Annotated in this window: 15 protein-coding genes; all 15 read left to right on the forward strand. The window is 75.5% G+C overall.

Features of this window, described 5'->3' with window-relative positions; all coding sequences use genetic code 11:
• The 15 genes from AC1050_RS00800 to AC1050_RS00870 all read left to right on the forward strand — a co-directional run bounded on the left by AC1050_RS00800 (position 1) and on the right by AC1050_RS00870 (position 19,103).
• Complete coding sequence (locus AC1050_RS00800; RefSeq protein ID WP_482387210.1) at positions 1–1,050, forward strand: ABC transporter permease; 1,050 nt, start codon at positions 1–3, stop codon at positions 1,048–1,050.
• A gap of 111 nt (positions 1,051–1,161) precedes the next feature.
• On the forward strand, positions 1,162–2,217 hold the full coding sequence (locus tag AC1050_RS00805) for a substrate-binding domain-containing protein (RefSeq protein ID WP_454048869.1): 1,056 nt from the start codon (positions 1,162–1,164) through the stop codon (positions 2,215–2,217).
• A gap of 109 nt (positions 2,218–2,326) precedes the next feature.
• Complete coding sequence (locus AC1050_RS00810) at positions 2,327–3,469, forward strand: Gfo/Idh/MocA family protein (protein ID WP_482387211.1); 1,143 nt, start codon at positions 2,327–2,329, stop codon at positions 3,467–3,469.
• A gap of 272 nt (positions 3,470–3,741) precedes the next feature.
• Positions 3,742–7,122: a PQQ-dependent sugar dehydrogenase gene (locus AC1050_RS00815; protein WP_482385485.1), complete on the forward strand. Its 3,381-nt coding sequence runs from the start codon at positions 3,742–3,744 to the stop codon at positions 7,120–7,122.
• Positions 7,123–7,175: 53 nt separating this feature from the next.
• Complete coding sequence (locus AC1050_RS00820) at positions 7,176–8,183, forward strand: sugar phosphate isomerase/epimerase family protein (RefSeq protein WP_482385486.1); 1,008 nt, start codon at positions 7,176–7,178, stop codon at positions 8,181–8,183.
• A 26-nt stretch (positions 8,184–8,209) separates the two neighbouring features.
• Entirely contained in the window at positions 8,210–9,484 is a 1,275-nt protein-coding gene (locus tag AC1050_RS00825; protein ID WP_482385487.1) for a hypothetical protein, read from the forward strand.
• A 149-nt stretch (positions 9,485–9,633) separates the two neighbouring features.
• A complete protein-coding gene (locus AC1050_RS00830; RefSeq protein ID WP_482385488.1) occupies positions 9,634–10,701 on the forward strand; it encodes a COG1361 family protein in 1,068 nt (355 codons plus the stop codon).
• A gap of 90 nt (positions 10,702–10,791) precedes the next feature.
• A complete protein-coding gene (locus tag AC1050_RS00835) occupies positions 10,792–11,802 on the forward strand; it encodes a sugar phosphate isomerase/epimerase family protein (protein ID WP_482385489.1) in 1,011 nt (336 codons plus the stop codon).
• Complete coding sequence (locus AC1050_RS00840; protein ID WP_482385490.1) at positions 11,799–12,971, forward strand: inositol-3-phosphate synthase; 1,173 nt, start codon at positions 11,799–11,801, stop codon at positions 12,969–12,971. Before AC1050_RS00835 ends, AC1050_RS00840 begins: the two co-directional genes overlap by 4 nt.
• Positions 12,968–13,960: an SCO3242 family prenyltransferase gene (locus AC1050_RS00845; protein ID WP_482385491.1), complete on the forward strand. Its 993-nt coding sequence runs from the start codon at positions 12,968–12,970 to the stop codon at positions 13,958–13,960. Before AC1050_RS00840 ends, AC1050_RS00845 begins: the two co-directional genes overlap by 4 nt.
• Complete coding sequence (locus AC1050_RS00850; RefSeq protein ID WP_482385492.1) at positions 13,957–14,874, forward strand: sugar phosphate isomerase/epimerase family protein; 918 nt, start codon at positions 13,957–13,959, stop codon at positions 14,872–14,874. Before AC1050_RS00845 ends, AC1050_RS00850 begins: the two co-directional genes overlap by 4 nt.
• 14 nt (positions 14,875–14,888) lie before the next feature.
• A complete protein-coding gene (locus AC1050_RS00855; RefSeq protein ID WP_482385493.1) occupies positions 14,889–15,620 on the forward strand; it encodes an EboA domain-containing protein in 732 nt (243 codons plus the stop codon).
• Positions 15,620–16,495 carry a TatD family hydrolase gene (locus AC1050_RS00860; RefSeq protein ID WP_482385494.1) on the forward strand — a complete coding sequence of 292 codons (876 nt, stop codon included), beginning with the start codon at positions 15,620–15,622 and terminating at the stop codon, positions 16,493–16,495. The genes AC1050_RS00855 and AC1050_RS00860 overlap by 1 nt, the downstream gene beginning before the upstream one ends.
• Positions 16,492–17,691: a metabolite traffic protein EboE gene (eboE, locus tag AC1050_RS00865; RefSeq protein ID WP_482385495.1), complete on the forward strand. Its 1,200-nt coding sequence runs from the start codon at positions 16,492–16,494 to the stop codon at positions 17,689–17,691. The genes AC1050_RS00860 and eboE overlap by 4 nt, the downstream gene beginning before the upstream one ends.
• Positions 17,688–19,103: an alkaline phosphatase family protein gene (locus AC1050_RS00870; RefSeq protein WP_482385496.1), complete on the forward strand. Its 1,416-nt coding sequence runs from the start codon at positions 17,688–17,690 to the stop codon at positions 19,101–19,103. Before eboE ends, AC1050_RS00870 begins: the two co-directional genes overlap by 4 nt.
• Positions 19,104–19,108: the final 5 nt, after the last annotated feature.

Below are 19,108 nucleotides of genomic sequence, written 5' to 3' on the forward strand. Positions count from 1 at the left end.
GTGCCCGGCGGTGCCGGCGCCACCCCCGTCCCGCCGGCCGCCGACGAGTCGGACCGGGTCGAGCGCGTCGCCGCCCGGGAGCCCGCGCGCCGCCGCCGGGGCCCGGGCCTCGGCGGCGCGGCCCGCACCCTCGGCCTGGTCATCGCCCTGGCCCTCATCGTCCTGGTCGGCTACATCACGGCCGGCAGCCGGTTCGCCAGCATCGACAACCTGCTGGTCATCCTCAGCCTCGCGTCGATCATCGGCGTGCTGAGCATCGGGATGACGTTCGTCATCACGGCGGGCGGCATCGACCTGTCCGTCGGCTCGGTGCTCGGCCTCGCGTCGGTGTGGGCGACGACGCTCGCGACGCAGGAGTACGGCTGGGTCGTCATGGTCGTCTGCGCGCTGGCGGTCGGCACGGGCGCGGGTCTCGTCAACGGCGTCCTCATCGCGTACGGCCGGGTGGTGGCGTTCATCGCGACGCTGGCGATGCTGGTCGCCGCCCGCGGGCTCGCCGAGCTGATCGCCCAGCGGCGGACGCAGCTGGTCACGGTGCAGGGCTTCGAGGACGTCTTCAAGGGCGACCTGCTCGGCGTGCCGAAGATCGTGTGGATCTTCGCGGTGGTCGCGGTCGCCGGCTGGTTCCTGCTGAACCGCACGACGTTCGGCCGCCGCACGGTCGCGGTCGGTGGCAACCCCGAGGCGGCCCGCCTGGCGGGCATCAACGTCAAGCGGCACACGATGTACCTGTACGCGCTGGCCGGGCTCGCGGCCGGCATCGCCGCCGTGATGATGCTGGCCCGCACCGGTGCCGGCTCGTCGACGAACGGCCTGTACTACGAGCTGGACGCGATCGCCGCGGTGGTCGTCGGCGGGACGCTCCTGTCCGGTGGCCGCGGCACGATCGTCGGCACCGTGCTCGGCGTCCTCATCTTCGCGACGCTGACGAACCTGTTCATCCAGAACAACCTCGACTCGTCCGTCCAGCAGATCGCCAAGGGCGCGATCATCGTCGTCGCCGTCCTGCTGCAGCAGCGCTTCACCACCCGGACGCCGCGGTCGACGTAGACCCGGCACCGCTCCGCACCATCCTGAACGGCACCACCCGCACGACGCGCCGGGCCCCCGCCCGGCCGCGCCATCCCGCTCCGCCCGCTGGACATCGTCGAAGGAGATCCCATGTCCGCCAGCCGCACCACGCGCCGCAACCGCACCCTCGCGTCCGTCGCCGTGCTGTCCGTCGCGTTCCTCACCGCGTGCACCTCCAACACGCCGACCGAGGAGGACGAGGGCGGCGCCGAGGCCGCCCCGGTCGCCGTCTCGGACAACGACGAGGCCGGCGACACCGTCGTCATCGGCTTCTCCGCCCCCGCGGCCGACCACGGCTGGATGGGCGCGATCACCGCGGCCGCCGAGGCCGAGGCCGAGAACTACGAGGACGTCGAGCTCCGGGTCGCCGAGGGCACCAACGACGTCAACGTGCAGATCAGCCAGATCGAGGGCTTCATCAACGACGGCGTCGACGCGATCGTGCTGCTGCCGTTCGACGGCGGCGCGCTGACCGACGTCGCCACCCAGGCGATGGAGGCCGGCATCCCGGTCATCAACGTCGACCGCGAGTTCTCCAGCCCGTTCGCCTCCCGGGCCACCGTGCTCGGCGACAACTACGGCATGGGCGTCTCGGCCGGCACGTACATCTGCGAGCAGCTGGGCGACAACCCGGACGCGGTGGTCGCCGAGATCGCCGGCATCGACTCGCTGCCGCTGACCCAGGACCGCAGCCAGGGCTTCGCGGACGCGCTGGACGGCTGCGGCCTCGAGGTGAGCAACCGCGTCGCCGCCGACTTCACCGTGCAGGGCGGCGAGCAGGCCGCGGCGAACCTGCTGCAGGCGGCCCCGCAGATCGACGCCATCTGGAACCACGACGACGACCAGGGCGTCGGGGTCATGGCGGCGATCGAGAACGCCGGCCGCGACGAGTTCTTCATGGTCGGCGGCGCCGGCTCGGCGAACGTGATGCGCGAGATCCAGGCCGGCGACTCGGTCCTGCAGGCGACGGTCATCTACCCGTCCACGCAGGCCGCGGACGGCATCAAGCTGGCCCGGCTGGTGGCCCACGACAAGTCGATGAGCGACCTGGCGTCGGCCGGCGTGCCGCGCACGATCCAGCTGTACGCGCCCGTGGTCACGGCGGACAACGTCGACCAGTACATCGACTCGGCCTTCGAGTCCTGATCCCGGCCGCGGGGGACGGGCCGGTCCACGCACCGGCCCGTCCCACCGCGCTCACCCGAGGGAGGGTCTCGTGACGAACGAGACGACTGCCGCGCCGCTCGGCGTCGGCATGGTGGGGTACGCGTTCATGGGCGCCGCGCACTCGCAGGCCTGGCGCACGGCCCCGCGGTTCTTCGACCTGCCGCTGACCCCGGTCATGCGGGTGCTCGGCGGCCGGGACGTCGCCGCCGTGAAGTCCGCGGCGGACCGGCTCGGCTGGCAGGACACCGCCACGTCGTGGCAGGAGCTGGTGGCGCGGGACGACGTCGACCTGGTCGACGTGTGCACCCCCGGCCACACGCACGCCGAGATCGCGATCGCGGCGCTCGAGGCGGGCAAGCACGTGCTGTGCGAGAAGCCGCTGGCCAACACGGTGGCGGAGGCGGAGACGATGGTCGCCGCCGCCGAGGCCGCCGCGGCGCGCGGGGTGCGGTCGATGGTGGGCTACACCTACCGCCGGGTCCCCGCGGTGCAGCTGGCGCGCCAGCTGGTCGCCGACGGGCGGATCGGCGCGGTGCGGCACGTGCGCGTGCAGTACCTGCAGGACTGGCTCGCGGACCCGCAGACGCCGCTGTCGTGGCGGCTGGACAAGCAGTCCGCCGGGTCCGGCGCGCTGGGCGACATCGGCTCGCACGCCGTGGACCTCGCGCAGTTCATCACGGGCGAGCGGCTGACCGGCGTGTCCGCGCTGCTGGAGACGTTCGTCCGCGAGCGGCCCGTGGCGGCGGAGTTCTCCGGGCTGCACGGCACCGGTGGGACCGAGCGCGGCCCGGTCACCGTCGACGACGCCGCGGTGTTCCTCGCCCGGCTGTCCGGCGGCGGGCTCGGCGTGTTCGAGGCGACCCGGTTCGCCACGGGCCGCAAGAACGCCATCCGCCTCGAGGTGAACGGCGAGCGCGGCTCGCTGTCCTTCGACTTCGAGGACATGAACGTCCTGCACTTCCACGACGCGACCGAGGACGCCGCCACCGCGGGGTTCCGCCGGATCGTCGTGACGGAGCCGCAGCACGCCTACGTGGCGCAGTGGTGGCCGGCCGGCCACGGGCTGGGCTACGAGCACGCGTTCACCCACCAGGTCGTCGACCTGGTCGGTGCCATCGCCGCGGGGCGGGACCCGGAGCCGTCGTTCGCCGACGGGCTCGCGGTCCAGCGGGTGCTCGACGCCGTCGAGCGCAGCGCGGCCGACGACAGCCGGTGGGTGCCGCTGGGCTGACGGCCCGGCGCACCACCCGGTGCAGCAACGCACGACAACGCACCACACCGCACCGCAGCACGTGACGGCTCACCGCTCGAGGGGAGGTGGGGACCTGCGCCACGGCCGGCAACGACGCCGGTCACGCAGGAGGTCGGGTCCCGGCATTCGTGGGGACGACGCAGAACCCGACCTCTGTGACGAGATCCCGTGAAGGAGCTGCATCACTCATGAATCGTACGCAGCCGCGGTCGCACCGCGGCCGGAGAACGGTGGCTTTCACCCTCGCCGGTGTGCTCACCGTCAGCGGGCTGGCGCTCGGCGCCGGACCCGCCCTGGCCCACGACGGCCACGAGCACGAGGAGGAGCCCGGCGGAGCCGCCGCGCTCGACTGGAGCAACTACGAGAAGACCACGCTCACCAAGGACGTGGGGGAGCCGCTGGACCTCGCGGTGCTGCCCGACGGCCGCGTGCTGCACACCGCCCGCAACGGCGACGTGCGGCTGACCGACCCGAGCACCGGCGTCACCCGGATCACCAACACGATCCCGGTGTACGCCAACTCCGAGGACGGCCTGCAGTCCATCGGCATCGACCCGGACTTCGAGGAGAACAACTGGGTGTACCTGGTGTACGCACCGCCCGGGAACACCCCGGCCGGCGCGGCCCCGAACACCCTGCCCGCGGGCGCCGACGAGTCCTACTGGGACCAGTGGGTCGGCGTGAACCGGCTCTCCCGGTTCCAGTGGACCGGTGACGGCCTCGACCTCGCCTCGGAGCAGCAGATCCTCGACGTCGAGGTCCAGCGCGGGCAGTGCTGCCACGTGGGCGCCGACTTCGACTGGGACGCCGAGGGCAACCTCTACCTGGGCACCGGCGACAACACGCCGGCCGGCACCCCCGGGGCCAACGGGTTCGCGCCGAACAACGACGCCCCGAACATGAACCCGGGCTTCGACTCGCGCCGCGGCGCGGGCAGCACGAACGACCTGCGCGGCAAGATCCTGCGGATCCACGTCGAGGAGGACGGCTCGTACACGATCCCGGAGGGGAACCTGTTCCCCGAGGGGACCGAGAAGACCCGCCCGGAGATCTTCGTGATGGGCGTGCGGAACCCGTTCAAGCTGGACGTCGACCCGGAGACGAACTCGCTCACCTGGGGCGACTACGGCCCGGACGCCACGTCCGCCGCGGCGGCGACCGCCGGCCGCGGCCCGATGGGCCTGGTCGAGTGGAACGCCGTCGGCCTGGACGACCCGCACAACTCGGGCTGGCCGTACGTGACCGGTGACAACTTCGCCTACAACGACTGGGACTTCGCCACCGGCACGCCCGGGGCGTTCTTCGACCCGGCGAACCTGAAGAACGAGTCGCGCTGGAACACCGGCCTGGTGGACCTGCCGCCGGCCCGCCCGGCCACGCTGTACTACGGCGACGCGGTCGGCGACCAGCCGTGGCCCGAGCTCGTGAGCTTCGGCACCGGGAACGGCCAGGGCCCGATGGGCGGCCCGGTCTACCACCGGCCCGCCGACGCCGGCCCCGACGCGTGGCCCGCCTACTGGGAGGACAAGGCGTTCTTCGGCGAGTTCTCGCAGGACTACATCGCGGCGTTCTCCGTCGACTGGGACACGTTCGACGTCACGCACATCCAGGACGTCACGCCCAACGCGGCGATCACGGCGCAGGGCTGGCCGCCGATCGACAACCCGATGGACATCGAGTTCGGCCCCGACGGGTCGATGTACGTCCTCGACTACGGCGACGGCTTCTTCCGGGCCAACCCCGACGCGGGGCTGTACCGGATCGCCTACGCCGAGGGGAACAAGGCGCCGCGGGCGGCGTTCACCGCCACTCCGACGTCCTCGTCGTCGGCGCCGCTCACGGTGGAGTTCGACGCCTCCGGGTCGAGCGACCCCGAGTCGGGCGCGCTCACCTACGAGTGGGACTTCGACGGCAACGGGACGTTCGACGCCACCGGCGTCACCGCCGAGCACACCTACACCAGCATCGCGGCCTACTCGGCGCGGCTGCGGGTGACGGACGCCGAGGGCAAGTTCACGCTGACCTCGCGCACGATCTCGGTCGGCAACCAGGCACCGGCGGTCACGGTTGCCTTCCCCGGTGACGGCGCCTTCTTCCAGTGGGGCGACGCGATCCCGTTCCGGGTGACGACGTCCGACGCCGAGGACGGCACGGCCACCGACTGCTCCCGCGTGTCCTGGACCTACGGCCTCGGTCACGACGAGCACGCCCACCCCGAGGTCTCGGGCACGGGCTGCACGGGCGCCTGGAAGACCGACGCCAACTCGCCGGAGCACGGGCCGGGCGCGCTGCTGTACGGCGCGGTCGTGGTCACCTACCGCGACGCGGGCGCCAACGGCCTGCCGGCGGCGACGGGCGAGGCCACGGTCCGCCTGAACCCGAAGGAGCAGCAGGCGGAGCACGCCACCCGCACCGGGGTGACGGTCTACGCCGACGAGTCCGCGCGGGGCGGCAACGCCGTCCGCGGTCTCGGCTCCGGCGACAGCCTGCGGTACGGCCCGGTGAACTTCGCCGGGATCGACGGGGCCGTCGTCCGCGCGAACGGCGGCGGGCAGGTCCAGCTCCGCTGGGGCGCGGCCGACGCCGCGCCGTTCGCCACCGCCACGATCCCGGCGGGTGCCGGGTGGAAGGACGTCGCGATCACGTTCGACGCCCCCGAGGGCACGGGTCAGCTGTTCGTCACCTCGGCGGACGAGCTGGCCGTGGACGCGATCACGATGACGGGCGCCGGCGCCGCCGACGTCACGGCACCGACCGTCGCGCACACCCTGGCCCCGGCGGCGCCCACCGGCGTCGGCGGCGTCTACACCGCGCCGGTGCGGTTCGCCGTGCAGCCCGCGGACAACGGGGCGCTGGCCAGCGTGCAGTACTCGCGCGACGGCGGTGCCACGTGGGTCAACCTGGCGGCCAACCAGCAGTACGGGGTGACGTTCTCCGAGAGCGGCACCTACGCCCTGCAGTACCGGGCCACGGACACGGCCGGTCTGGTGTCCGCCGTCGGCACCGCGTCGTTCACGATCGACCTGGACGCCCCCGAGGAGCCCACCGTCGACACCAGCACCACGGCCACGGTGGCCGCGGCGCGGGTGCCGTACGGCGCCCCGGGTGCCGTCACGGTCGCCGTGGCGGCGGGTGACCGCACCGCGGCGGGCGAGGTCGTCCTGACCGTCGGGGAGACCGAGGTCGGCCGCGGCACCCTCGGTGCCGACGGCACGGCGTCGGTCGCGCTCGACCCGGCGCTGGGGGTGGGCACCCACACGGTGACCGCGTCCTTCGTCGGCGGCGAGGTGTTCAAGCCGTCCTCCGGCACGGTCCGGATCACGGTCGCCCGCACCACGTCGACCGTGACCGCCACGGTGTCGCCGAACCCGGTCAAGCCGGCCGTCGCCGCCAAGGCCACGGTCCAGGTGACCTCGGCCAGCGGCGTCGCCGCACCGGGCGACGTGCGGGTGACGGTCAAGCGCAACAACACGGTGGTCGCCACCGTGACCGGGACCCTCGACGCCTCCGGCGCGAGCGTCGTCTCCCTGGGGCGCCTGCCCGAGGGCACCTACAAGGTCGAGGTCGCCTACGGCGGCACGGCCGGCATCGCAGGCAGCACCACCAGCACCACCCTCACCGTCCGCAGCTGATAGCGCGCCGGCGGCCCGGGTGACCGGGCCGCCGGCCGTCTCGAAGGAGAGACATGAGCACGCACCAGCACGCCTCCCTGCCCGACCGGCCGATGAGCCGGCGGTCCCTGATGAAGGCGCTCGCCGCCTCCACGGTGGCCGTGGGCGTCGGGACCGCCCTCGGCGCCCCCGCCGCGGGCGCAGCAGGACCGCTGCCCGCCGCCGCGCCGAGCACCGGGCGCACCCGCCTGGTCCCGGCCAACCGGATCGGCATCCAGCTGTTCACGATCCGCGACAAGGTCAGCTCCCTCGGCTTCCGGGCCGTGTTCGAGGAGCTCGGCCGGATCGGCTACGCCGAGGTGGAGTTCGCCGGCTACACGCAGGGCAACGTCGGGCCCATCACCCCGGCGGAGATCCGCACCCTGCTCGACGACAACGGCCTCAAGGCGGTCGGCTCGCACGTCAGCACCCAGCTGCTGCGCACCGACCTGGCCAACCAGATCGACATCGCGCACACGCTCGGCATGCCGCACCTCGGCACCGGCAACGCGCCGACCGGCACGGCCACGAAGGAGGGCTACCTGGCCGCCGCCGAGGAGTGGAACGGCTGGGGCGCGCAGGTCAAGGCGGCCGGCCTCAAGCTCTACCAGCACAACCACGACGGCGAGTTCCGGTTCGACCCGGTCGACCCGTCGGTCCGGCTCTACGACGTGTTCTACGACAACACGGACCCGGACCTGGTCTACCTCGAGATGGACATCTACTGGGCGTACGTCGGGCAGCACAAGTACCCGGGGTTCGAGCCGGTGGACTACGTCCTGCGCAACCCGCGGCGCTACCCGCTGCTGCACCTGAAGGACGGCAAGGCCAACGAGGCCAGCGCCAACGGCTACGACATCATCGAATTCGGCGCCGGCGACCTGCCCTACCAGCAGTTCCTGTCCCAGCTGCGCACCCGCGGGCAGCACTTCGGGCTCTACGAGCAGGACAACGCGTCCAGCACGGCCGTGCCCCCGAACCCGCTGAACTCGCTCGGCAACGCCGACCGCAGCTACGACGCCATCGCCGCGCTGCGCGGCTGAGCCCTCGAGATCACGGAGAGACGGACATGAAGCGGATCACATACGTCCCGGCCGCGCTCGTGGGCGCGTTCGGGCTGGTCGCCGTCGGGGCGACGGTGGCGCAGGCGGCCTCGGTCGACTGCACCACGGACCTGGGCGACCAGGTGATCACCGGGGACCTCGTGGTCCCCGCCGGCGCCAGCTGCGTGCTGGCCGGCGCCACGGTCGAGGGCAGCATCACGGTCGGGGAGGACGGCTGGCTGGACGCCACCTCCGTGACCGTCACCGGCGACGTCGTCGCCACCGACCCGTACGGCGTCCTGCTGGACGGCACCCGGGTCGACGGCGACGTCAGCGCCTACACGACGGGCTCCCGGGTCGGGTTCCTCTACCTCAACGACCTGGAGGTGGGCGGCAGCGTGGCGGCCGGCGGCCTCGACGTCGAGGTCACGGGCTCCGACATCACCGGCGGGCTCACCACGCAGGCGGCGACCTACGTCGACCTGCTCCAGACCGGGGTGGGCGGGGACGTCTCGATCGCCGACTCCGACTGGGGCGTGACGGTGGCCGGTGCGGTGGTCGGCGGCGGGCTCGGCGTGACCGGCAGCAGCCGGGACGTGCTGATCGGCTCGACGGCGACCGGCGAGGCCGACACCTGGGGCAACACCGTCGGCGGGGACCTGACGCTCACCGGCAACACCGCGAACCTGCGGGTCGCCGGCACCACGGTGCTGGGCACGGTGCGGCTCGCGGACAACGACCCGGTGGCGGCCTTCGGGCCGGGCAACACCGCGGGCGGCGTCGAGGGCGACCACACCGGCGACGCGCCGGGCGCGGTGGCCGAGGGCGACCAGGCCCTCGCCGTCACCGTCCCGGAGCAGCGGGCCGGCGAGCTCACCTGGTCCCTGGAGGGCTCCTCCGGCCTGGTGAACCTCGGCGTCGCCGAGGAGCTCGAGGACCGGTACCGGGCGACCGGGTCGATCGTCCCCGTGCGGGTGCAGGACACCCGGGCGGGCGACCCGGAGTGGTCGATCACCGCGCAGGTCAGCGACTTCGCCGCCGGGGGCCAGACCCTCTCGTCGAAGTACCTGGGCTGGACGCCCGAGGTGCTGGAGAACGGCGGCGACGCCGTGGCCGGGCCGCACGTCCCGTCCGGGTTCGAGGAGGGCGACGGCCTGTCCGTGGCCCGCACGCTCGCCGAGGCCGAGACCGGGCACGCCCGCGGCTCGTCCCTGGTCGGCGCCGACCTCGACCTGCAGCTCCCGCTCGACTCCCCGTCGGGCACCTACACCGCGACGCTGACGCTCACCGCGCTCAGCTAGCCGCAGATCCCGTCCCCGCCCGCCCGCTCCTCGTCGCGGGCGGGCGGGGACGGACCCACCGCACCGCGCACCGCACCCAGCCCCGCGCCGTCTCCACCCGCGCCGTCGCCACCCGACGTCACCGCCGACTCCCGGAAGAGGCCCCCGCCGTGCCCCGTAACCGTGTCCCCGCCGCCCTGGTCGCCCTGGGCGTGCTCGCGCTCTCGCTCGTCGGCGCCCCGGGCGCCGCCGCGGCCGCCGCCCCCGCGGACGGCTCCACCCAGGTGTCCTGGGGCGTGCGCCCGGCGGACACGGTGCACGGCGCCGAGCGGCCCAACTTCGCGTACACGCTGCCGCCGGGCGGCACGCTGTCCGACGCGCTGGTCCTGACCAACCGGGGCGACGCCCCGCTCGCCCTCGACGTCTACGCCGCCGACGGCTTCCTCACCCCGGACGGCACGCTCGACGTGCTGGAGGCGGGGGAGGAGTCGACCGCGCTCGGCGCCTGGGTCACCGTCGCCACCCCCGAGGTGGTGGTGCAGCCGGACGCCACGGTCGAGGTGCCGTTCACCCTCACCGTGCCCGCCGACGCCCAGCCCGGCGACTACGCCGCGGGCGTCGTGTCCACCCTGCTGGTCGAGAACACCGAGGGCGTGACCGTCGACCGGCGCCTCGGCTCCCGGATGCACCTGCGCGTCAGCGGCGACCTGACCCCCACCATCACCGTCTCCGACGTCCACGTCGACTACGACGCGGGCGGCAACCCGGTGGCCCCCGGCAGCGCGACCGTCTCGTTCACCGTGACCAACACCGGCAACGCCCGGGTCGCACCGGCCGAGCAGGTGCAGATCTCCGGCCTGCTGGGACTGGGCCGCGCCCGGGCCGCCGCCGTCGACGTGCCCGAGCTCATCCCGGGCGCCTCCGTGCAGCGCTCGGTCGTGGTCGACGGGGTGTGGCCGCTGGTCCGCACCACCGCACGGGTCGCGCTCGGCGGCGAGGTCGTCGCGCTGCCCGGCGCCCCCGCCGCCGAGGAGAGCCCGCTCGTGCCCGGCGTCGTCGCCACCGCCGCGGCCTGGGCGGTCCCGTGGGCCGTGCTGGCGGCGCTGGTCCTGCTCGGCGTGCTGGTCGCCCTCCGGGTCCGGGCCCGCCGCCGCCGTGGCCTGCGCCAGCAGCGCGCCGTCGACGAGGCCGTCGCCGCCGCCCTGGGCCGCGCGCAGGGGACCGGGGCGACGCCGTGACCTGACCGCAGCAGCCCCCTTGCCGCCGCGCCCCGGCGGCCCGCAGCATCGAACCGCACCGCACCACCGCTCTCGACGAGGAGACGCACCATGGCACGCCCGATCACCCTGTTCACCGGCCAGTGGGCCGACCTGCCCTTCGAGGAGGTCGCCCGGCTCGCCTCGGAGTGGGGCTACGACGGCCTCGAGATCGCCTGCTGGGGCGACCACCTGGACCCGTGGCGCTGGGACGACGACGCGTACGTCCAGAGCCGGCTCGACGTGCTGGACCGGTACGGCCTCAAGGTGTGGGCGATCTCGAACCACCTCAAGGGCCAGGCGGTCTGCGACGACCCGATCGACTTCCGGCACCAGGACATGCTGCCGGCGCACGTGTGGGGCGACGGCGACCCCGAGGGCGTCCGCCGCCGCGCCGCGGAGGAGATGCAGCACACCGCGCGGATCGCGGCCAAGCTGGGCGTCGACACCGTCGTGGGCTTCACCGGGTCGTCCATCTGGAAGTACGTCGCGATGTTCCCGCCGGTGCCGGCCGCCGTGATCGACGCGGGGTACCAGGACTTCGCGGACCGGTGGAACCCGATCCTGGACGTGTTCGACGAGGTCGGCGTCCGCTTCGCGCACGAGGTGCACCCCAGCGAGATCGCCTACGACTACTGGACGACGGTCCGCACCCTGGAGGCCATCGGGCACCGCGAGGCGTTCGGCCTGAACTGGGACCCGAGCCACATGGTCTGGCAGGACCTGGACCCCGTCGCGTTCCTCTGGGACTTCCGCGACCGGATCTACCACGTCGACTGCAAGGACACGAAGAAGCGGATGCACAACGGCCGCAACGGCCGGCTCGGCTCGCACCTGCCGTGGGCGGACCCGCGCCGCGGCTGGGACTTCATCTCCACCGGCCACGGCGACGTGCCGTGGGAGGACGCGTTCCGGACCCTGAACAGCATCGGGTACACCGGGCCGATCTCCGTGGAGTGGGAGGACGCCGGCATGGACCGGCTGCAGGGCGCCCCGGAGGCCCTCGCGTTCGTGCGCCGGCTCGCGTTCGACGCGCCCGAGGCCGCCTTCGACGCGGCGTTCAGCACGAAGGACCGCGCGTGAGCGCCGACGCCCGCGCCCGCACCGGCCTCTGGCTGGTCGGCGCCCGCGGGTCGGTCGGCACCACCGCCGCGCTCGGCCTCGCCGCGCTCGCCGGCGGTCACGCCGGCGCCGAGGGCTGCGTCACCGCGGGGGACGCGTTCGCCGGGCTGCCGCTGCCCGCGTGGGGCGACCTGGTGGTCGGCGGGCACGACGTCGGGGACGTCTCGGTGACCAAGCGCGCCGAGGCGCTGGTGGACGCGGGCATGATCCCCGCGCCGCTGCTCGCCGCGACCGCGCACGCCCTGGACGCCGCGGACGCGGAGGTCCGTCCGGGCTACCGCGGCCCGCTCGCACCGGGTCGCAGCCAGCAGCAGGCCGCCGAGCAGCTGGCCGCCGACATCACCGGGTTCGCCGAGCGGCACGCCCTGGCCCGGGTGGTGGTGGTCGACGTGTCGTCCACCGAGCCCCCGGCCGCGGACGCCCCGGAGCACCACGACGCGGCGGCGCTCGCGGCCGCGCTGGCCGAGCCGGACCGTGCGGTGCTGCCGCCGTCGTCCGTCACCGCGCTGGCCGCGGTGCTCGCCGGCGCCGCCTACGCCGGGTTCACGCCGTCGGCCGGTCTCGGCCTGCCCGCTTTGCAGCACCTGGCGCGGGAGCGGGGCGTGCCCGTCGCCGGGCAGGACGGCAAGACCGGGCAGACCTGGCTGCGCACCGTGCTGGCGCCGGGCTTCACCGACCGCGGGCTGCGGGTGCTGTCCTGGGCGGGGACCAACCTGCTCGGCGGCGGGGACGGGGCGACGCTCGCGGACCCGGAGGCCGTGCGGTCCAAGCTCGCCTCCAAGACCCGCGGGCTGCACGACCTCACCGGCTCCGAGGTCACGCCGCTGCACATCGACCACGTCCCGGACCTCGGCGACGTGAAGGTCGCGTGGGACCACGTGCACGCGCAGGGGTTCCTCGGCTCCCGGATCACGCTGCAGACCACCTGGTCGGCGTACGACTCGATGCTGGCCGCGCCGATGGTGCTGGACCTGGCCCGGCTGCTCGCGCTGGCGCACGCCGCCGGGGTGGCCGGCGTGGTGCCCGAGCTGGGGTTCTTCTTCAAGGACCCGTGGGGCTCCGACCGGCACGCCGCCGCCGACCAGGCGCGCGACCTGGTGGGCTGGGCCGACCGGCTGGGGCGCGCGTGACGCCCGTGCTGCCGGGACTGCCCGTGCTGCTGCCGGGGCTGGTGGCCGGGCCGGGCGCGCGGCCGTCCGTGCGCGACCACCTCGAGCTGGTGCGGGCCCCCGCGGTGCTGACGGTGCTCGGCGACACGGTGGCCGGCGGGGCCGCGGCCGGGCACGGCCTCGCCGGCCGCCGGGCGCTGCTCCCGCTCGCGTCCGCCTGCCTCTACGCCGGCGGCATGGCCCTGAACGACTGGGCCGACCGGGACCTCGACGCCGTCGAGCGCCCCGAGCGGCCCATCCCGTCCGGCCGGGTGGCCCCCGGCCACGCGCTGCGGGTCGCCGGGGTGCTCGGGGCCGCGGGGCTCGCGCTCGCCGCGGCGGGCGGGGGCCGACGGGCGCTGGCCGTCGCGGTGCCGCTCGCCGGGTGCGTCTGGCTGTACGACGCGCGGCTGAAGGCGACCGCCGCCGGCCCGGTGGCGATGGCCGCCTGCCGCGGGCTCGACGTGCTGCTCGGCGCGGGGCCCGGGCACCTGCGGGCCGCCGCTCCCGCCGCCGCCGCGCTCGCCGTGCACACCGCCGGGGTCACGGTGCTGTCCCGCGGGGAGGTGCACGGCACCGCGCGCGGGATCGCGGGCGCGGTCACCGCGGGCTCGGTGGCCGTGGCGGCGGCGGCGCTCGCGGGGCTGCGGGGCACCACCCCGGGCCCGGCCACCGCGGCCCCGGCCACCCGGGCCGCCCCGGCCACCCGCGCGGCGCGGGCCGCAGCCGTGCTCGCGGCCGGCGCCTACCTGGCCACGTGCCTGCCCGCGCAGGCCGCCGCGGCGCGCACGCCCGACGGGCCCGCCGCCCGCGCGGCGACCGGTGCCGGCATCCGCGCGATGGTCCCGCTGCAGGCGACGTGGGCCGCGCGCGCCGGCCACCCGGCGGCCGCGGCGGCGCTCGGGGTGGTGGCCGCCGTGGCGACGCTGGTGCGCCGTCGCTCCGGCGCCCGGGCGGTGAGCGAGACGTGACGGGCACGGCACCCCTGCCGTTCCCGCTCGGCTACGGCACCAACGGGCTCGGGGACCACCCGCTGCCCGACGCCCTCGACCTGCTGGAGGACGCGGGCTACGACGCCGTCGCCCTCACGCTCGGGTTCCCGCACCTCGACCCCGGCGCCCCGCCGGAGGTGCTCCGGGCGCTGCGTGACCGGCTCGCCCGCGCGCACGACGGCCGGGGCCTGCGGCTCGTGGTCGAGACCGGCACCCGGTACCTGCTGGACCCGCGCCGCAAGCACGCGCCCGCGCTCGTGGACCCGGACGCCGGTCCCCGGCTGGGCTACCTGCGCCGTGCGGTGGAGGTCGCCGCCGCCCTCGGCGCACCGGTGGTGCAGCTGTTCTCCGGGGTGCTGCCCGCGCGCACGGCGCCCGAGCAGGGGTGGGACCGGCTGCGCGACCGGCTGCCCGCCGTGGTCCGGCACGCCGCCGACCACGGGGTGCGCCTGGCGCTCGAGCCCGAGCCGGGGATGCTGGTCGAGACGGTCGGGGACGCCCTGCGCCTGCACGCCGACCTCGGTGCGCCGGCCGCGCTCGGGCTGACTGTCGACGTCGGCCACTGCCTGGTGGTCGAGCCCGCAGGCGTGGCCGGCGCCCTCGACGCCGCCGGGCCGCTGCTCGCGCACGTGCAGCTCGACGACATGCCGCGGACCCACCACGAGCACCTGCCGTTCGGCGCGGGCGACCTGGACCTGCCCGCCGCCCTGGCCGCCCTCGCCCGGCGGGCGGCCGCCGGGTACGCCGGCGTCGTCAGCGTGGAGCTGCCCCGGCACTCCTGGGACGCGCCGCGCCAGGTGCACGACGCGGCGGCGGCGATCCGGCACGCCTGGGCCGCTACCGGGCCCACGTCCGCCCCCGCACCCGAGCCCGCACCCCTACCCGCCCGCTGACCAGGGAGGTCACCGTGACGCCGACGACGTCGTCCGACCCCGCCGCACCCCCGGCACCGCACGTCCCGCTCACCGCCGTGGTCGCCGCGGCGCGCGCCCCGCACACGGGCTGGCTCGCCGACGCCCTCGCCGAGGTGCGCCGCGACCCGCGCGCCGCCGACCGGGTGCTGCCCCTCGTCGGGCGCCGGGTCGGCCGCGACCCGCTGCGGCCCGGCACCGACCCGGCGGGCGTCGTGCACGGCACCGTCGACGACGCGGCACGCGCGGCGGTCGTGCTCGAGCTGGACCGGGCGCACGGCGGCGACGCGCAGGCGCTCGCGGACCACCTGGTGGACCTGTACCGGGACGGCGACACCGCCGAGCGCCGCGGCGTGCTGCGCGGGCTCGACGCGCTCACCACGACCGCGGGGGACCGGGGCGCCGCGCTGCCCGGCCCGCTCGTCGCCGTCGGCCGCGACCTGGCCGCCGACGCGCTGCGGGCCAACGACACCTCGCTGGTGGCCGCGGCCGTCGGCCCGTTCGCCGCGGTGCACCTCGACCAGCACACCTGGCGGCACGCCGTCGTCAAGCTCGTGTTCCAGGGCACCAGCCTGGACGCCGTCGCCGGGCTGCACGACCGTGCCGACGCCGAGCTCGCCCGGATGGCCGGCGACCTCGCCGCCGAGCGCCGTGCCGCCGGCCGGCCCGTCCCCGCCGACCTGGCGCGCGTCGCCGCCGCCCCGCACACCCCCGACCAGGAGTCCTGATGCGCATCCTCGACCCGCACGTCCACATGACCAGCCGCACCACCGACGACTACGAGGCGATGTACGCCGCGGGGGTGCGCGTCGTCGTCGAGCCCGCGTTCTGGCTCGGCCAGCCGCGCACGAGCGTCGGGTCGTTCCGCGACTACTTCGACGCCCTGCTGGGCTGGGAGCGGTTCCGGGCCGCGCAGTTCGGCATCCGGCACCACGCGACCATCGGACTCAACCCGAAGGAGGCGAACGACCCCCGCTGCCGGGAGGTGCTCGACCTGCTGCCGCGGTACCTGGCCAAGGACGGCGTCGTCGCCGTGGGCGAGCTCGGGTACGACGCCATGACCTCGGAGGAGGACGACGTGTTCGCCCGGCAGCTCGTGCTGGCCGCCGACGCGGACCTGCCGGTGCTCGTGCACACCCCGCACCGGGACAAGCAGGCCGGCACCGCCCGGACGCTCGACGTCGTCCGGGAGTCGGGGCTCCCGCCCGAGCGCGTGCTGGTCGACCACCTGAACGAGACCACCGTGGCCGCCGTCCGGGACGCCGGCGCGTGGGCCGGGTTCTCCATCTACCCGGACACCAAGATGGACGAGGTCCGCATGGTCGCCCTGCTGCAGCAGTACGGCACCGACCGGATGATCGTGAACTCCGCCGCCGACTGGGGCCGGTCCGACCCGCTCAAGACCTGGCGGACCGGGATGACGATGCTCGAGGCCGGGTTCACCGAGGACGACGTCGACCAGGTGCTGTGGCGCAACCCCGTGGCCTTCTACGCGCAGTCCGGCAACCTCGTCCTCGACCCGGTGCCCGGCTTCGTCCCCGGCGCCGTGCCGCCGCCCGCGACCTTCGAGGGCTCCTCCGTGCTGCGCGGGGCGCGCGCATGACCGGCATGCCGCTGTCCTACTGCACCAACGTGCACCCGGCCGAGGACCTGGACGGCGTGCTCGCCCAGCTGCACCGGTACGCGGGCCCGGTCCGCGAGGCGGCGGGGCTCGACACGCTCGGCGTCGGGCTCTGGCTGCCGGCCGACCTCGCGCACCGGCTCGCCGCGAACCCGCCGGACCGCGCCCGGCTGCGGGACGGGCTCGCCCGGCACCGCCTGACCGTGCACACGCTGAACGCCTTCCCCTACGGCGGGTTCCACGCCGACGTGGTCAAGCACGCCGTCTACCGGCCCACCTGGGCCGACCCCGCCCGCGCCGCGTACACGCTCGGGTGCGCCGAGGTGCTCGCCGACCTGCTGCCCGACGGCGTCGACGGGTCGATCTCCACCCTGCCCCTGGCCTGGCGGGAGCCGTGGAGCGCCGCCGACGACGCCGCGGCCACCGCGGCGCTCGCGGACGTGTCCGCCGGCCTGCGCGACCTGGCCGTCCGCACCGGCCGCACCGTGCGGCTGGCCGTCGAGCCCGAGCCGGGCTGCGTGCTGGACACCGTCGACGACGTCGCCGGCTGGCTCGGCGCGCGGCTGGGCACCGGGCCCGGGCAGATCGACCCCGAGCACGTCGGCGTCTGCCTGGACACCTGCCACCTCGCGGTCTCGTTCGCCGACCCCGTCGCCGCCGTGCGGCGCATCCGGCAGGCGGGGCTGCGCGTGGTCAAGGTGCAGGCGTCCGCCGCCCTGCACGTCGACGACCCCGCGGACCCGGTCGCGCGGGCCGCCGTCGCGCGGTTCGCCGAGCAGCGGTACCTGCACCAGGTGCGCGAGCGCAGCGGCGGAGCCGTGCACGCCGCGGACGACCTGCCCGAGGCGCTGACCGGGCTGCCGTCGGCCGGCCCGTGGCGGGTGCACGTGCACGTCCCGCTGCACCACCGGCCGGCGGCCCCGCTGGCGGCCACCACCGACGTCCTGCGCGACGCGGTCACCGCGGTGCTGCGCGGCCCGCACGGCGACGAGGCGCACCTCGACGTCGAGACCTACACCTGGTCCGTGCTGCCGGACGAGCTCGCCGCCCGTGCCGCCGACGACCTGGTCGCCGGCATCGCCGCCGAGCTCCGCTGGGCCGCGGACCACCTGGACGCGCGCTCCTGGTGGGACGACGAGGAGCACGCGCCCGCCCCGACCGCCCGGAGGACCGCATGACCACGCCCCTGCTGCTGCTCGACGTCGTCGGGCTGACCCCGCGCGCGCTGGCGCACATGCCCCGGCTGTCCCGGCTCGCCGCCGGGGGCTGGCAGGCGGGCCTGCGGACCGTGCTGCCCGCCGTCACCTGCTCCGTGCAGTCCACGATGCTCACCGGCCTGCCGCCCGCCCGGCACGGCGTGGTCGGGAACGGCTGGTACTTCCGCGAGCTCGGGGAGGTGCACCTCTGGCGGCAGCACAACCGGCTGGTCGCGGGGGAGAAGGTCTGGGAGACCGCGCGCCGCGCCCAGCCCGGCTACACCGCCGCCAACGTGTGCTGGTGGTACGCGATGGGCATGTCCACGGACGTCACCGTGACCCCCCGGCCGGTCTACCACGCGGACGGGCGCAAGTCCCCGGACGCCTACGTGCGGCCGCCGGCCCTGCACGACGAGCTGGTCGACCGCCTGGGCGACTTCCCGCTGTTCCAGTACTGGGGACCGACGGCGTCGATCGCGTCGACCGAGTGGATCGTGGGCGCGACCCGCCACCTGATGTCCGTGCAGCGGCCCGACCTGACGATGGCGTACGTCCCGCACCTGGACTACGACCTGCAGCGGTTCGGCCCGCTCGACCCGCGCGCGGACGCGGCGGCGGCCCGGCTCGACGCCGCCCTGACCCCGCTGCTCGACCAGGCGGAGGCGGACGGGACCACCGTGCTCGCCGTCTCCGAGTACGGCATCGAGCCCGCCGACCGGCCGGTGCACCTCAACCGGCTGCTCCGCGAGGAGGGGCTGCTGCAGGTGTACCGGCAGGCGAACGGCGAGCAGCTGGACCCGTGGACGTCCCGGGCGTTCGCGGTGGCGGACCACCAGGTGGCGCACGTCTACGTGGCCGACCCGGCCGACGTGCCGCGGGTCGCGGCCCTGCTGCGCGCCGTGCCGGGCGTGGACGAGGTGCTCGACCGTGCCGCGCAGGCCCGGTACGGCCTGGACCACGAGCGGTCCGGGGAGCTGGTGGTCGTCGCCGCGCCCGGCGCCTGGTTCACGTACTACTTCTGGCTGGACGACGCCGTCGCCCCCGACTACGCCCGGGGCGTCGACATCCACCGCAAGCCCGGGTACGACCCCGCGGAGCTGTTCTTCGACCCCGCCGACCCGCTGGCCAGGGCCCGCGCCGGGCTGAACCTGGTGCGCAAAAAGCTCGGGCTGCGGTACGCGATGCGGACCACGCCGCTGGACGCCGGCCACGTCCGCGGCAGCCACGGCCGGCTGCCCACGGCGGCCGCGGACGCCCCGGTCGTGCTGTGCTCCGACCCCGACGTGCCGCCCGTGGTCGCCGCCGCGCTGGCGGGCGGCGGCGCCCTGCCCGCGGCCGCGGTCCGCGACACGGTCCTCGAGCTGCAGGGCCTCGGTGCGCGCACGGCGCCGTGACATCG

The sequence above is a fragment of the Cellulomonas sp. NEAU-ZC6 genome (assembly GCF_056844425.1).